This window comes from Streptomyces sp. NPDC034084 (genome assembly GCF_055575535.1).
The window spans coordinates 709,363-723,818 of record NZ_JBVISK010000003.1; the positions used below are offsets into that span (position 1 = coordinate 709,363).

13 protein-coding genes are annotated in these 14,456 nt (G+C 71.0%); 5 read left to right on the forward strand and 8 right to left on the reverse strand.

The window, feature by feature from the left end:
- Window position 1 precedes the first annotated feature (1 nt).
- From ACZ51I_RS14100 to ACZ51I_RS14110, 3 genes are all read right to left on the reverse strand, one after another.
- On the reverse strand, window positions 2-2,119 hold the full coding sequence (locus ACZ51I_RS14100) for an NHLP family bacteriocin export ABC transporter peptidase/permease/ATPase subunit (RefSeq protein WP_468875641.1): 2,118 nt from the start codon (window positions 2,117-2,119) through the stop codon (window positions 2-4).
- Between the two features lie 155 nt (window positions 2,120-2,274).
- Window positions 2,275-3,081 (reverse strand): biotin/lipoyl-containing protein, encoded by an 807-nt coding sequence (locus ACZ51I_RS14105; RefSeq protein ID WP_468875219.1) that lies wholly within the window; start codon window positions 3,079-3,081, stop codon window positions 2,275-2,277.
- Window positions 3,082-3,216: 135 nt separating this feature from the next.
- The gene (locus ACZ51I_RS14110; RefSeq protein WP_468875222.1) at window positions 3,217-3,459 is read right to left on the reverse strand and encodes a hypothetical protein; all 243 of its coding nucleotides are present in this window, start codon (window positions 3,457-3,459) and stop codon (window positions 3,217-3,219) included.
- A gap of 454 nt (window positions 3,460-3,913) precedes the next feature.
- Between ACZ51I_RS14110 and ACZ51I_RS14115 the strand changes: the two genes are divergently transcribed.
- Entirely contained in the window at window positions 3,914-4,492 is a 579-nt protein-coding gene (locus tag ACZ51I_RS14115) for a GNAT family N-acetyltransferase (RefSeq protein ID WP_468875224.1), read from the forward strand.
- 3 nt (window positions 4,493-4,495) lie between these two features.
- Window positions 4,496-4,657 carry a hypothetical protein gene (locus ACZ51I_RS14120; RefSeq protein ID WP_468875227.1) on the forward strand — a complete coding sequence of 54 codons (162 nt, stop codon included), beginning with the start codon at window positions 4,496-4,498 and terminating at the stop codon, window positions 4,655-4,657.
- 928 nt (window positions 4,658-5,585) lie between these two features.
- Here the strand turns inward: ACZ51I_RS14120 and ACZ51I_RS14125 are convergent.
- Complete coding sequence (locus ACZ51I_RS14125) at window positions 5,586-6,452, reverse strand: D-alanyl-D-alanine carboxypeptidase family protein (RefSeq protein ID WP_468875643.1); 867 nt, start codon at window positions 6,450-6,452, stop codon at window positions 5,586-5,588.
- A gap of 213 nt (window positions 6,453-6,665) precedes the next feature.
- On the opposite strand from ACZ51I_RS14125, the gene ACZ51I_RS14130 reads away from it, so the two are divergent.
- Complete coding sequence (locus ACZ51I_RS14130; protein WP_468875229.1) at window positions 6,666-7,223, forward strand: hypothetical protein; 558 nt, start codon at window positions 6,666-6,668, stop codon at window positions 7,221-7,223.
- Here ACZ51I_RS14130 and ACZ51I_RS14135 read toward each other — a convergent pair.
- Window positions 7,186-7,809: a phosphoribosylanthranilate isomerase gene (locus tag ACZ51I_RS14135; RefSeq protein WP_468875232.1), complete on the reverse strand. Its 624-nt coding sequence runs from the start codon at window positions 7,807-7,809 to the stop codon at window positions 7,186-7,188. The two genes, ACZ51I_RS14130 and ACZ51I_RS14135, sit on opposite strands and share 38 nt — an antisense overlap.
- A 143-nt stretch (window positions 7,810-7,952) precedes the next feature.
- Here ACZ51I_RS14135 and ACZ51I_RS14140 point away from each other — a divergent pair, with 143 nt between their 5' ends.
- Window positions 7,953-8,459, forward strand: coding sequence for a DinB family protein (locus tag ACZ51I_RS14140; RefSeq protein ID WP_468875233.1), 507 nt, complete (start codon window positions 7,953-7,955; stop codon window positions 8,457-8,459).
- A 138-nt stretch (window positions 8,460-8,597) separates the two neighbouring features.
- Here ACZ51I_RS14140 and ACZ51I_RS14145 read toward each other — a convergent pair whose 3' ends face one another.
- Complete coding sequence (locus tag ACZ51I_RS14145; protein ID WP_468875237.1) at window positions 8,598-9,479, reverse strand: helix-turn-helix transcriptional regulator; 882 nt, start codon at window positions 9,477-9,479, stop codon at window positions 8,598-8,600.
- A gap of 140 nt (window positions 9,480-9,619) precedes the next feature.
- Between ACZ51I_RS14145 and ACZ51I_RS14150 the strand changes: the two genes are divergently transcribed.
- The gene (locus ACZ51I_RS14150) at window positions 9,620-10,399 is read left to right on the forward strand and encodes an NAD(P)H-dependent oxidoreductase (protein WP_468875240.1); all 780 of its coding nucleotides are present in this window, start codon (window positions 9,620-9,622) and stop codon (window positions 10,397-10,399) included.
- A gap of 125 nt (window positions 10,400-10,524) precedes the next feature.
- On the opposite strand, the gene rph is transcribed toward ACZ51I_RS14150, so the two are convergent.
- Both rph and ACZ51I_RS14160 read right to left on the reverse strand, forming a co-directional pair.
- The gene (gene rph / locus ACZ51I_RS14155; protein ID WP_468875243.1) at window positions 10,525-13,122 is read right to left on the reverse strand and encodes a rifamycin-inactivating phosphotransferase; all 2,598 of its coding nucleotides are present in this window, start codon (window positions 13,120-13,122) and stop codon (window positions 10,525-10,527) included.
- 726 nt (window positions 13,123-13,848) lie between these two features.
- On the reverse strand, window positions 13,849-14,376 hold the full coding sequence (locus ACZ51I_RS14160) for a PadR family transcriptional regulator (RefSeq protein ID WP_468875246.1): 528 nt from the start codon (window positions 14,374-14,376) through the stop codon (window positions 13,849-13,851).
- Between the last annotated feature and the right edge of the window lie 80 nt (window positions 14,377-14,456).

A 14,456-nucleotide genomic window follows, 5' to 3' on the forward strand; every position in this document is an offset into this window, starting at 1 on the left:
CTCAGTGCTCCTTCACCAGACCGGCGTACGCGCCCCGTGCCGCGACGAGCTGTTCGTGGCGCCCGCGTTCGACGACCGTGCCCCGGTCGAGCACGACGATCTCGTCGCTGTCGCGCACGGTGCTCAGCCGGTGGGCGATGACCACGCAGGCGCAGCCGCGCCGCCGCAGGTTGTCGATGACGATCTGTTCGGTCGCCGCGTCGAGGGCGCTGGTGACCTCGTCGAGGATCAGGACGCTGGGGCGGCGCACCAGCGCGCGGGCGATCTCCAGGCGCTGACGCTGGCCGCCGGAGAAGTTGCGGCCGTCCTGCTCGACGCGGCTGCGGATGCCGCCGGGGCGGCGGGCGACCTCGTCGTATACCGCGGCGTCCTGAAGAGCGGCGACGACGGCCTCGTCGGGGACGGACGGGTCCCAGAGCGCCACGTTGTCGCGGACGGTGCCCTCGAAGAGGAAGACGTCCTGGTCGACGAAGGAGACGGAGGCGGCGAGGGCGCTGCGCGGGATGTCCTCCAGACGCATCCCGTCGATGCGGATCGCGCCCTCCCACGGTGTGTAGAGGCCGGACATGAGCCGGGAGACGGTGGACTTGCCGCTGCCGGAACCGCCGACCAGGGCGACCTGCTGCCCGGGCCCGACGGTGAGTGAGAACTCCTTGAGCAGCGGGGCGTCGAGGGGGCTGTAGCCGAAGGTGACGCCCTCCAGTTCGACGTGGCCGGTGAGGCGGCGGGTGGCGGCGTGCGGGGTGCGCCGGGTGTGGACCGGGTCGACGGGGAAGTTCTCGACGTCCCTGAGTCGGGCGATGTCGGCGGCGAAGTCCTGGATGCGGCCCGCCACTCCGTTGAGCCGGGTGATCGGCGCGGTGAAGCCGGTCACGAGGGCCTGGAACGCGACGAGCAGTCCGACGGTGAGGTGCCCCTCCACGGCCCGCAGACCGCCGATGGTGAGGATGACCGCGCTGTTGAGCGCGGCGAGGGTGGGTGCGACGACCGCGAGCCAGGCGCTGGGCACGCCGAGCCGCTGCTGCACGTCGAGGGTGGTGGCGTGCTGTCCGGCCCAGCGGCGGAAGAAGCCGTCCTCGCCGCCGGTGGCCTTCATGGTCTCGATGAGCTGGAGCCCGCTGTACGCGGTGTTGGTCAGCCGGGCGCTCTCGGCGCGCAGTTTCTGCGTGCCGGTGGCCCGCAGGTGGACCACGACGCGCAGGGCGAGGACGTTGAGCAGGGCGGTCAGCACGCCGACGACGGTGAGCTGGGGATCGTACGTCCAGAGCAGCACCGCGTAGAGCAGCACGACGACGGCGTCCACGGCCGCCGCGGCGAGGTCCCGGGCGAGGGTCTCGGCGACGGCGTCGTTGGACTGGAGGCGCTGGACCAGGTCGGCCGGGTTCCGCTGCGCGTAGAAGGCGAGCGGGAGCCGGAGCAGGTGCCGCAGGAAGCGGGCGCTGCCCAGGGTGGAGGCGATGATGCGCCCGCGCAGCAGATTGGCCTGTTGGAGCGAGGTGAGGACGGCCGTGAGGACGAGGGTGGTCGCCATCGCCGTGAAGACCACACCGAGCAGGGAGGTCTGGTTCCCGATGAGGAACATGTCGATGTACGTGCGGCTCAGGGCCGGCACCCAGGCGCCGACGGCCACCAGGAGGAGGCTGGCGACGACCGCGGCGGCCATGGTGCCGGACGTGCCGCGCAGCCGGGCGGGGAGGGCCGCGAGGACACCGGGCCGGTTACCGCCGCGGCGGAAGCCGGGGCCCGGCTCGAAGGTGAGCACGATGCCGGTGAAGCTGGTGTCGAACTGGTCCATGGGGACGAACCGGCGGCCGCTGCCCGGGTCGTTGACGTACACGCCGGGACGGCCGAAGCGGCGGCCCGTGCCCTCGTAGACGACGTAGTGGTTGAACTCCCAGAAGAGGATGGCGGGAGCGGCCACCTCGGAGAGCGCGGCCAGGTCCATCTGCATGCCCTTGGCCTGGAGCCCGTAACCGCGAGCGGCCTTCAGGAGGTTGCCCGCCCGGGAACCGTCGCGGGAGACGCCGCAGGCGATGCGGAGCTCTTCCAGCGGGACGAAGCGGCCGTGGTGCCCCAGCACCATCGCGAGGGCGGCGGCGCCGCACTCGACCGCCTCCATCTGGAGGACGGTGGGGGTACGGACGGTCCGGGGCCGTCGGCCCTTGGCGGCGGGCGTACGGCGACGGGGCCCGCTCGCGGGCGGGAGCCTGCGGGCCGTGTTCCGCGTCCTGCCGCCGGACCGGGTCCGGTCGGGGGCGACGGCCCGTGACGCGCTCACGGCAGCAGCCAGTCGACGGGGCGCTGCGCGGCGAGGTGGACGGCGCCGGTGACGGGCGTACCGGAGACGGGGGCGTGCGGGGGACCGTCGGTGGAGGACCAGGCGTATCCGGAGGCGGTGGTGGGGGAGCGGTCCAGGGTCACGAGCACCGCTACCGGAGCGCCCTGGCGGGAGAACTGCGCGGCGAGTCCGGTGTCGCCGAGGAAGGAACCGAGCTGTGCCTGCGTCTGCGGGGTGCGGCCGACGGCTTTGACGCGGCCGCGGAGCACGCCGAACCGGTCGCGCGGGACGGACTGGACGCCGAGGTCGACCGGGGCGCCCACGCGAATCGTCGCGGCGGTGTCGCCCGGCAGGTAGAGCACGGCCAGCAGCGGCGCGTCGGGGTCGGTGACGCGCTCGACGGTCGCCACGTCGGCGCCGGTCGTGACGACCGAGCCCAGCCGGGCGTGCAGCGTGGTGACGCGACCGCCGGCGACGGCGCGTACGGGCCGGTCGCCCCGGTCCGTGCGGACGGTCAGCAGGGGCGCGCCGGCGGCGACGGGCCGGCCCTCTTCGGCGAGGACCTCGGTGACCTGTCCGGCGACCGGGCTCTGCAGGAGGTAGGTGCCCTCGGCGTGGGTGAGGAGGCCGGGGGCGTTCACCTTGGACGTCAGGGTGCCGGTGAGGGCCCAGAAGCCCGCCGCGGCCATGACGACGACGGTGACGACGAGCACGAGACGGCCCTGCGGGCGCGCGAAGCGCACGGGCACGTCGAGTTCTTCGGGTGATTGCAGCTTGGAAAGCGCATTGCGGCGGAACTGCACGGACTATTCCTTCGGCTGCATTCTCTCGCACATTTCGCGGTCGTGATTTCCGCGGTCGGTCTCAGGGGCGGCCGTGAACCCCGGAACCGGGGCGGTTCCGGGGTTCACGGGCGATGTCAGGCGGCGATGCCGGACTCAGATGCCGGCGACACCCGCGGTGTTCACCGAGACGCCGGTGATGCCGGAGACCAGGCCGGGGACGCCCGAGACGAGGCCCTCGACGCCCTGGACGGTCTGCAGGGAGCCGACCGTGCCGAGGACGTTGGCGACGTCGTTGGTCAGAGCGCCGGCGAGGCCGCCGGACACGGTGACGAGACCGCCGGAAACGGCGTCGAGGTCGGCGTCGGAGATCTCTACGGTCTCAAGGTCGTGACGCATGATGCGCACCCTTCGTTCATGGGGGGAATCCGTCTTCTGCGGCCGCAGCGGGCTTGATCCAATCATGGGAACAGCTGAGCGGAGAAATTCGATTGACGCCTTGACGTCGATGTTTCTGCACCTCGGGAAGCGGCCGTGACTTCAATTTCACCGAATGCCGACACCTTCTCCTCGGATGGGAGTAACAGATTCGGCGGCCCCGCGCCGCACGGGGAATCTAAGGGGACAAAGGGGGGCTGACCGGACGGCCACGCTCCCGGAGGTGTCGGGGAACGGTGAAGGCCACGCCCCTCCACACGCACACGTTGTGCAGGTTTCTTGAAGGGGCGGGGCGAGGTGCGGGCGGACGCCGAAGCCCTCGGGGAGCGCGCGACGCCCGCGGGCGAAGCGAGGTACGGAGGGACCTGCGGCGAGCACCGGCAAGGCCGCGGGCGCCCGCGCTAGGGTGCCCGCCATGACTGAACTCGGACCCGTCGCCTGGCCGCCCGCCCCCATACGTACCGAACGGCTGGTGCTCCGCGAGTCCCAGGCCGGGGACCGTGAGACGTTCATCGAGCTGTTCGCGTCGCCAGAGGTGGGCACCTACGTAGGCGGCCCTCGCCCGCGTGAGGAGCTGGAACGTGCGGTGCCGAAGGTGCCCGGCCGGCGCCCCGGCCTCTTCGTGGTCGAACTCGACGGAGCGATGGTCGGCATGATCACGCTCGACCGGCGCGACGCCGAGCGTCCGGGGCACGTCCGTCCGGCGGCCCGAGAAGCCGAGCTCGGGTACATGTTCCTGCCGACGGCGTGGGGGCGGGGGTACGCCGCCGAGGCCTGTACGGCGGCGCTCGACTGGTTCACCGGCGCGCTTCCTGGAGAGCCGCTGGTGCTCGCCACCCAGATCGCCAACGCCCGCGCCGTGCGCCTCGCGGAGAAGCTGGGATTCACCGAGGTGGCGCGCTTCGAGGAGTACGGAGCGGAGCAGTGGTTCGGCGTGTGGCGGGGCGCCGTCGGAGGAACGGCGCGGACTGACGACGAGCAGGGCGAAAGCTAGGGCGTGTTTCGAAAGTCCCGTCTGCGCGGCAAGCGCTCCGTCGACCGGAAGCCCGACGACCCCGCCGGGCAGGGCGTCGAAGCCGTCCGCTTCATCCGCGACGCCATCGAACGCCGCGTCCGCGACCCGCTCGTCGAACTCGGCATCGCGACAGCCGCCCCCTGAGGGGTCCCGGCCTGCTTCCGGAGGCGAGCCTCACCTCGTGCGACCTGGGCGCCACGCCCTCCCCGGGCGGCCGCGCGGGTTCCGGTCCCGGTTCCCTTTCGGGTCCCGGTGCGGGCGGTGGCCTCGGGACCGGGGCATGGGGGTCGACGGGGGCGGGACGCGTCGGCGGTACGGGGAACGGGGGCGGGCTCGGCGGGCGGGGATGGCCCGGCTGGTGTGCGTACATGTCGTCGCCTGTCCTTCTTCGCATCGCTGTCATGCGTTGCGAGAGGTACGGCGTATACCCCCGCCAGTCCGTCGGACACCACCCGTTCGGGGGCCGCTTGGCCCTCGGCCGGCTGGGTAGGCGAGGGCTGAGCCCGGCACCTCCTCCGCACAGGCCACCGCCTCACGCGGGGAGCCGTGACCGAGCAGCCACAGTCGATTCGAGCCCGGGTAAGCGGTGCCGGGCTCCGGAAGACCGAGGAGGCGATCATGGGCACCCCGCCCAATGACCCCGTACCGCCGAGCCCCACCCCGGCACCGGGTCCGGGGCCCGGCCCGCAGCCCGGCCCGTTGCCGGGCCCGGTCCCCGGTCCCGGCGGCCCCGACCCGACGCCACCGGCACCGCCGCAACCCGAACCGGATCCCCAGCCCGCGCCCGCCCCGGGACCCGAACCCCACCCCCAGCCGGGGCCACTGCCCGGTCCCTTGCCGGCCCCGGGCCCGCTCACTTGAACCGCGCGTGAGGGGCGACGGTTCCACCGGCACCGAGTGCGCGTAGCCGACTACGTAACGTATCGGCCGCTAGGGCGTCACCGCCCTCGTTCGACCGCCCCGGCACGAGGTCGCAAGCCGTAGGCCGTCCATACGCCGACAGGCTGCCTCCCGTCTCGACGGGAGGCAGCCTGTCGGCAACCGGCGCGCACGGTGCGCCGGCCGTCGCCGGTTACCTGGCGAAGCCGTAGTCCAGCAGCTTCTTCACGTCGGCCGCCCTGTTCGTCTCGGACGGCGCGGCGAGCACCGTACCGATGACCGTCTTGGTGCCTCGGGTGGCCGCGAAGACGAGGCAGTACTTGGCCTGCGGGCCCGAACCGGTCTTCACACCGATCGCGCCGCTGTACGTGCTCAGAAGCTTGTTCGTGTTGGTCCACGACATGTACCGGTAACCACCCGTCTTCGTGGTCACCTTCTGCTTCGTCGACTTCGTCTTGACGACGGTGCGGAACGTGGAGTTCTTCATCGCACTGCTCGCGATCTTCGTCAGATCGCGCGGAGTCGAGTAGTTCTGCCCGCTGCCTATTCCGTCGAACGAGTCGAAGTGGGTGTTCCGCAGACCCAGCTTCCTCGCCTCGTCGTTCATCTTCCCGATGAACGACTTGACGCGGGCCGCCCGCGTCGAGCCGGTGCCGAACTTGTCGGCCAGGGCGTAGGCGGCGTCACATCCCGACGGCAGCATGAGGCCGTACAGGAGCTGGCGGACGGTCACCTTGTCGCCGACTATGAGCCGGGCCGAGGAGGCGTTCTTGGAAACGATGTAGTCGCTGTACGCCTTCTGGATCGTCACCTTCGCGTCGAGGTTCAGGTTCCGCTGGGACAGCACCACCTTCGCGGTCATGATCTTGGTGGTGGAGCCGGTCGACCGGCGGGTGTCCGCGGCCTTCCCGTACAGCGTCGTACCCGTCCCGTTGTTCATGACGAAGCCGCCCGGGGCGGTGATCGACGGGGTGGGCGGCGCGGCGTGCGCCTGGCCGGCGAAGAGGCCGCCGGCCAGTACGGCCGAGGCCGTGAGCGAGACGGTCACGGCACTGCGCAGGCCGAGTGTGGGAGTCAGCAAAGTCTTCTGCCCTTGGTAGGAATGGATGTCTTCCGGGTCCGCATGAGTCCGACGCGAGTCGCGGGGGAGAGCCGGCGTACGCACTGCCGGGTCCAGCGACGGCGCCGGATACGGACCCGGCGCATAGAAGACGCACGAGAGAGGCCTAGGGATGCACGGTGGAGCCGTGAACTTCTACCCTCTCCGCCGCCCTTGGCCGCCGGCCTGTCGCTCCCACGGCACTCGAGGAGGAGGGGCTTCCCGGAGCGCCTCGAAGGCCGGCGCATCACGGGTCCGAGGGAGGCGGCAGCGGAGGCCACCTGGGCGGCGGTCCAGCTCGCGCTTCTGCGGGCTCTGTACGAAGCCAAGCTGCCCGTCCACCGGTTGGCGGAGAGCGCCGCCACCGTCGCCGGCCGCAGTGGAGCGAGCTACGCCCAGCTGGGGCCCGCGTGGGGCGGCATCAAGCGGCAGTCAGCCCGCCTCAAGTGGCCGCACGCCGTAGTCCGCAAGTCCGTGAGAGAGCCCGTCCCGCTTCGCTACGCGGGTGGCACCGCCGTCGTCCACCACGATGCCGACGCCGACGCCTGGTGGTACACCGCGACCGCCGCGGACAAGCAGGAGAAGGAGTCCGATCCCGTCCAGGGCACCAACGCCGAGGCCATCGCGGGGGAGACCGAGTTCCTCTTCACGCACGCGCTGCCCGACAGGCACCAGCCTGTCGTCGCCGTGGGAGTCAGGCCCCGTGCGGGGCGGCCTGCTTCGCGGCGGTGACGAAGGCACGGATCAGGTCGTGGTCCTTGACGCCGGGGGCCGACTCGACGCCGCTGGAGACATCGACCCCCCACGGACGCGCCCGGCCGATCGCCTCGCCGACGTTGTGCGGTGCGAGCCCGCCGGCGAGCAGCCACGCGCCTTCGGGCCGGGCACCTTCGAGCAGGGACAGGTCCCACGGCTCGCCGGAGCCCGCCCGGGGGGAGTCGAGGAGGAGAACCTCCTCGCCGTAGGCGCCGACACGGATGTCGGGCCGGTCGTTCAAGGAGGTGGCCCTCCACAACCGAGGGAAGATCCCGGCGGCCGCCACGAAATGCTCCTCGCGGTACGCGGTGCCGTGCAGCTGCAGCGCACCCACGCCGAACTCGGCGGCCATGCGCGCGGCGTCGGCTGCAGGGGTGTCGTTGACCACCAGAACGTACTGGACACCCGGCGGCAGCACGTGCGCGGCGAGCTGCTCGGCCCGGTCCCGGTCGAGCCCGCGCACACTGGTGCCGCTGATCACCAGACCGACGGCGTCCGCGCCCGCCGCAACCGCCACGTCGATGTCGGCGGCCGTCTTCAGCCCGCACACCTTGACGAACACGTCTCTCTCCTCCATCGACCCGTCGCGGCACCCCGAGCCTACTCACCCCCTGACCGCCCCCGCACGGCGCCGGACCCTGACGGGGCGGGGGGCGTCGATAAATGCCTCGACATCGGCCGCCGGGATCGGGGAGGCTTCGCGCGATGACCAGAATCGACGACACACCGCCCGCGTGGGACGAGCGCACGCAGCTCACCACGTTCCTCGACTACGCCCGTGACACCGCCCGCGCCAAGTGCGAGGGCGTCTCTGCGGAGAACGCACGCAAGGCACTTCTGCCCGGCTCGCCGCTGATGACGATGAGCGGAGTGATCAACCACCTCCGCTGGGTCGAGTACTACTGGTTCCAAGTGGTCTTCCTCGGCGAGGAGGACCAAGGCCCCTGGACCGAGGAGGACCCCGACCGCGAGATGCGCATCGCCGTCGACTTCCCCCTCACGCAGTTGCTCGACGAGTACGCCGAACAGAGTGCCCGCTACCGCGAGCTGGTCGAGGGAAACAGCCTGGACAAGCAGGCCCAGCGAACCGTCCGCGACGGCCTCCACGTCGACCTGCGCTGGATCCTCCTCCACCTCACCGAGGAGACGGCCCGCCACAACGGCCATCTGGACATCCTGCGCGAGCTGCTCGACGGCACTACCGGCGACTAGGGCGCGTCGCAGCTCGAAGTACGCGGTGCCGCACCCGCTGTGCAGCGTCCTCATCGGCGCGGGTGGGGCACCTGGGCACCAACCGCCCGGTGAAACGGATCATCGCCGCCGAGGAGGACATCCCGTACGTCAGCCACGTCAGGAGGAAGGGCTTCTGCCATGCCCCCGACGTACGGGGACCTGGGCGTCGAGCTCGGGTCGTGCGTCGCAGTCGCCGTCCGCGGCCAGGCCCGCGAGGAGGCGTAGTCCGTCCTCCGTCGGGCTGCCCGGCGCCGCGGACAGCACCAGCAGCTCCATGCCCGACTCGTCCGGCAGCGCGAAGTTCTCCTGGTGCAGCTCCAGCAGCCCGACCAGCGGGTGGTGGTACGCCTTGCGGCCGTGCGTGCGGGCGCGGACGTCCGCGCGGGCCCAGAGGCGGCGGAAGCGCTCGCTGCCCATCGCGAGCTCGCCGATGAGAGAGGCTAGGCGCGGATCGTCGGGGTGCTTCCCCGCGGCCAGGCGCAGGTGCCCGACGACGTCAAGGGTGCACTTCTCCCAGTCCGCGTAGAGACCGCGCTCGGCCTCCTCCAGGAAGATGTGCCGCGCCGTGTTCAGGTCGGGTATCGGCCGGCCGTACAGGAGTCGCGCGAGACGGTTGCCGGCGAGGACGTCCAGGCGGTGGTTCATGATCAGCGCCGGTGCGTCGCCGACCAGGTCGAGGACGCGCAGCAGCTCCGGCCGGAGACGCCCCCCGGGTGCCTTGGCGGGGCGGCGACGCTGCCGGGCCAGCCGGTAGAGGTGCCCGCGTTCCGTCTCGTCCAGACCGAGGACGCCGGCGAGGGCGTCGAGGACCTGCTCGGAGGGCTGGGTCGCCCGGCCCTGTTCCAGACGCACGTAGTAGTCGACGCTGACTCCGGACAGGTGCGCGACTTCTTCGCGGCGCAGCCCTTCGACCCGGCGGCGTCTGTCCGTGGGGATGCCTACCGCCGTGGGGTCGATACGGGAACGCCGGGTCCGCAGAAAACCCGCAAGATCGTCCATCCCTCCAGTATGGCCACGGCGGCGCCCCGCGAGGGTGGCCCTGTCGTTACCAGGAAGCCCGGTCCGACGGAAGGAGCACCCCTGAACAACGGCCGCCGCCGCGCGCAGGATCGAGGCATCCGATCCGAAGGAGTACCCCTGTGAAGACGCTCATCGTCCACGCCCACCCGGAGCCGAAGTCGCTCAACGGCTCGCTCAAGGACCTCGCGGTGTCCACGCTGGAGTCCGCCGGGCACGAGGTACGGGTGAGCGACCTGTACGCCATGAACTGGAAGGCCGTCGTGGACGCCGAGGACTACGGCACCGCCGCCTCGGACCCGCTGAAGGTGGCCCTGGACTCGGGCCGCGCCTTCGACGCCGGGACGCTCACCCCGGACGTCCTGGCCGAGCAGGAGAAGCTGCTGTGGGCCGACACGATCATCTTCCAGTTCCCGCTGTGGTGGTACACGATGCCCGCGATCCTCAAAGGCTGGGTGGACCGGGTGTTCACGTACCACTTCGCGTACGGCGTCGGCGAGCACAGCGACACCAGGTACGGCGAGCGCTTCGGCGAAGGCACCCTCGCCGGCCGGAAGGCCCTGCTCTCGGTGACCGCAGGCGGGCCGGAGTCCCACTACTCCGCCCGCGGGATCAACGGCCCCATCGACGACCTGCTCTTCCCGATCCACCACGGCATCCTGTACTACCCCGGCATCGAGGTCCTGCCGCCGTTCGTGCTGTACGGCACCGACCGGATGACCGACGACGACTACCAGGACGTCGCCAAGGCGTGGGAACACCGCCTGCTCACCCTGGAGTCGACCGAGCCGATCCCGTTCAGGCGGCAGAACTTCGGCGACTACGAGATCCCCTCGCTGCATCTGAGGGAGGGTCTGGAGCCGCACGGCCGCACGGGTTTCGGGCTGCACGTACGCGGCTGACCACCGGGCCCGCACGGTTCCCACCGGTTCCCGTCCCGTCGCGGCGGGAACCGGTGGGAGCACCGGCACGCCCGGGTGCGGGAACCGAAGACCATCCCGACCGCCGACGGCCTCGGTGTCGGCGGTCAGGACAGGATCTCGACGTACCCCTCGGTTCCGTGTACGCGGATCCGCTGGCCGTCCCGGATCAGCCTGGTGGCCCGGTCCACGCCCACGACGGCCGGCAGGCCGTACTCCCGGGCGATCACCGCCCCATGAGTCATCAGGCCACCCACCTCCGTCACCAGCCCCGCGATGCCGACGAACAGCGGTGACCAGCTGGGGTCCGTGAAGGTCGTGACCAGGATGTCGCCCGCTTCGAGCTCGGCCTCCGCCATGTCCAGGATGACGCGGGCCCGTCCCTCGACGGTCCCCGCCGAGACCGCCAGGCCGGCCAGGGCGCCGGCCGGCACGTCCTCGCGCCGGTACACCCCGCTGACGGCCTCACCGTCCGATGTCAGCACCCGGGGAGGTGTGAGCGACTGGTACGACCGGAACGCGTCCTTGCGCCGCTGGATGAGCCGGGGATCCACCTCGTTCGAGCGGACGACGTCGTGGAGCTCCTGGAACGTGAGGTAGAAGACGTCCTCCTTCTCCGGCAGCACACCGGCCCGCACGAGACGGTCGGCCTCCTCCATGAGGGCCTGCTTGTAGACGAAGTAGCGGCTGATGATGTTGTACTTCGGGTACTCCCGGTATCCGATGAAGGTTCTGACCCGGTCGATCATCCGCTGGGTCTCGTCGGCCTTCCGGTCCCCGTCCGGAAGGGCCCGCAGGCGCGCGAGCACGTCCCGCTCCTTCTCCCGCGCCTTCCGTCGCCCTTGCTCGAAGCGCCGCTCGGCGGCGCCCGGCTCGAAGTTCCTGACGTTGTCGAGGATCACGGGCACGAGCGTGGAGGGGCGCTCGCGCCAGCGTGGCCTCGTGATGTCGATCTCGCCGACGCAGCGCATCCCGTACCGGTCGAGGTAGGCCTCGATGGCGTCGCGCGCTTCGGCGCCGCCCTGGAGCTTCGGCAGCTCGTCGAGGAAGCCCTCGTCCTCGACGCCCCGCAGGAACGCCACCACCTCCGCATGCGGACGGATCACGTCCGCGACGTCGAGCAGTGCCAGTCCCATCTCCGACGTGACGTTGTCCGGGGCGGACAGGGTCAGCGTGTCGGCGGCGTTCCTCTCGCCCAGCCACTCCTGGAGCCTGTCGTTGAGCCACCAGGTGGCCTCCATACCCGCCATGATCACCTGCAGGCTCAGAGGATCTCTGAGGACCCGCTTGTGCTCCTCGAAGGCCTCCAGCAGGAAGTCGAACAGCGCCGGTCCGGTTTTCGTCCGGATGTCGCGTTCCAGGGCGGCGAGCGACGCCCGGCTGCGTTCGATCAGGCCCGTGACGATGGCCGGATCGGTCTCGATCGGCGTGGGCGCGCCGCCGGGCGGCGGCGTGCCGGGACCCGTGTCCGGGACCGACGGGACGAAATCCTCGCGTTCGAGGACGGTCTCCAGCGCGTCCCTGATCAGCGGATCACCCCTCCCCACGAGGTCCAGGAGCGCGGCGCGGCCCGTGGGCGAGGCCAGGCGGGGGGTGGCGTCGACGAACAGACGGCCTCCGGCCTCGAGCATCGGCGCCATGGCCGTCATCTGCCACATGGAGATGCCCAGCGGCTTCATGGGGTCGGTCATCATCTGCTGATGACCGACGGAGAGGTAGACGTGATTCTCCTGGTCGCCCGGATCGGGGGTGGGGAAGAGCGTCGTGATCGGCCGGCTCTGAACGATCCGGAAGTCGTCCTCGTCCAGACACCATTCGATGTCCTGCGGGCCGCCGAAGTGCGCTTCGATCCGCCGCCCGAGCCGCACGAGCCGTAGGACCTGCGCATCCGTCAGCGCCGGCTCCTTCTGCCGGCGCTCGTCGATCGCCACCTGCTGTGTGCCACCGGCCGGCAGGGCCTGGACGGCACGCTGTTTGGCGGTGATCGTCCTGGCCACGATTTCACCCTGGCGCACCTTGAAGACATCCGGATTCACGAGGCCGGAGACGAGGGCCTCGCCGAGGCCGAAGCCGGCGTCCACGGTGGCGACCTTCCGGTTGCCCGTGACGGGATCGGCCGTGAACAGGATGCCCGCCGCATGGGGGAAGACCATCCGCTGCACGACCACGGCCATGTGGACCGTACGGTGGTCGATGCCGTTCCGCAGACGGTAGGTCACGGCCCGCTCGGTGAACAGCGAGGCCCAGCACCGGCTGACGTCCCGGAGGACCGCCGTCGGACCGACCACGTTCAGGTACGTGTCCTGCTGGCCGGCGAACGAGGCCGTGGGCAGGTCCTCGGCCGTCGCGCTGGAGCGGACGGCGTAGGCGGCGTGCTCGCCGAACCGGGCGAGCGCGCGGGTGATGGCCGCCGCGACATCGGAGGGGAGGGGGACGCCTTCGATGGTGTGACGGATCCGCGCGCTGAGCGTACGGATCGCCTCCCGGTCGTCCGGGCCCACGCGTGACAACTCATCGACCAGGTCGCCGACCGACGGCGCTTCCTCCCGGATCCGCCGGAAGGCGTCCGTGGTCACGCAGAAGCCCGCCGGCACCTGGATGCCCTCGATCCGCGACAGCTCGCCCAGGTGAGCTGCCTTGCCGCCGACGGCCGCGCCCTGTGTCTGGTCGATCTCGTGAAGGTCCCATACGTACTGCTCGGTCATCGCGACCCCTCCGAGGTGGTCCTGCCCCATGACACCGCACCGGCCGTTCGCCTCACCGGCACCTCCAGCTCTCTCGTACGGCCGGTCTCGTCACCGGTCCGAACGTCACCGCGCTCCCCGTAAGCCGACTGCAACATACGCACGTCTTGCCCCCATTTCCGCGGCTTCTGGCACAGGCCCACGATTCTGCGCCATGACCGGGTCCTTGCGGCAAGCCCCCCAGTGCGCTATACGTTGAGAGAGGCAAGGAGGGTGAGACATCTCCTTGCCTTTGCCATGTCCCGGACCCGCCGCCGTTCAGCTCTGACGCGGTTCGTTCCAGCGTTTGACGCGGTTGCGGACGGCGAAGGTCGTGAGGCCGATGAGGGTGGGTTCGAGGACTGGTCGTCCTTCGGTATGCCCCACAGCATCATCGCCACGACGGTGGCCGTCATGGCCAGCAGCAGCCGGACGAGGGCGCGGGTGGCGCGCAGACCGCAGCCGGAGACCGCCCAGTACAGGTGGAGCAACGCCCGTTCGCTCCGGGGCGATTCGTGGTCGTGGCGCCGCATCTCCCTCTCGCCGTAGGAGAAGTCGGCGGCTCCGGGCTGGGTGCCGGGCGGCTCGCCAGTGGTGGCGCCAGGGCGGCGACCCGGCCGCATGCTTCGCGGTCGAGAGGGCCGAACAGGAGGTCATCGAGAGCGGAAACCCGTAGGCGGCCTCACACGCGACCGCCTCGATCGGCTCCTACGTGCTCTCGAGGCGGGCGAGAGTGGCGCGGAGCCAGGTGAGTTCCGCCCGGCTGGTGGCACGGGCGATGGTCAGGATGCCGTGGCGGAACGGGTCGTCGAGTTCCTCGGCGCGCAGCGGCCGTTCGCCGTCGTAGAAGAAGCTGGCGGGTTCTTCCAGGAAGGTGAGACGGCGGCGCAGGACGGCGGCCTGGGCGGCGGGGTCGTCGAGGTGGCGCAGGAAGGCCAGGAGGGTGAACCAGCGGTTCTCGTCGGTCACGTCGGGGCCGTCGGCGTCGGCGAGGCGGCGCCGGAGCTCGTCCCGGCCCGCAGGGGTGAGGGTGAGGACCTGGCGGGGGGCGGCGGCGGAACCGGGCCGGGTCTCCCGGACCAGGAAGCCGGCCTTCTCCAGGCGCTTGATCGCCGGATAGAGGGTGGACTCGCCCACCGGGCGTACGTGACCGGTGAGGGCGGTGATGCGTTTGCGCAGCTCGTAGCCGTGCAGCGGGGTCTCGTGGAGGAAACCGAGGATCGAGAGTTCCAGCATGCCCGCATTCTCGCAGCAGGCTCACGTCGACGTAGTACTACGTGAACGTAGTACTGTGAGGGCGAGGTATCCGAAAGGGG

What these genes read in the sequence shown, in the direction of transcription:
- rph (WP_468875243.1), bottom strand. Translation starts at nt 13,122, where the DNA reads ATGACCGAGCAGTACGTATGGGACCTTCACGAGATCGACCAGACACAG.
- ACZ51I_RS14115 (WP_468875224.1), top strand. Translation starts at nt 3,914, where the DNA reads ATGACTGAACTCGGACCCGTCGCCTGGCCGCCCGCCCCCATACGTACC.
- ACZ51I_RS14160 (WP_468875246.1), bottom strand. Translation starts at nt 14,376, where the DNA reads ATGCTGGAACTCTCGATCCTCGGTTTCCTCCACGAGACCCCGCTGCAC.
- ACZ51I_RS14145 (WP_468875237.1), bottom strand. Translation starts at nt 9,479, where the DNA reads ATGGACGATCTTGCGGGTTTTCTGCGGACCCGGCGTTCCCGTATCGAC.
- ACZ51I_RS14140 (WP_468875233.1), top strand. Translation starts at nt 7,953, where the DNA reads ATGACCAGAATCGACGACACACCGCCCGCGTGGGACGAGCGCACGCAG.
- ACZ51I_RS14100 (WP_468875641.1), bottom strand. Translation starts at nt 2,119, where the DNA reads ATGGAGGCGGTCGAGTGCGGCGCCGCCGCCCTCGCGATGGTGCTGGGG.
- ACZ51I_RS14110 (WP_468875222.1), bottom strand. Translation starts at nt 3,459, where the DNA reads ATGCGTCACGACCTTGAGACCGTAGAGATCTCCGACGCCGACCTCGAC.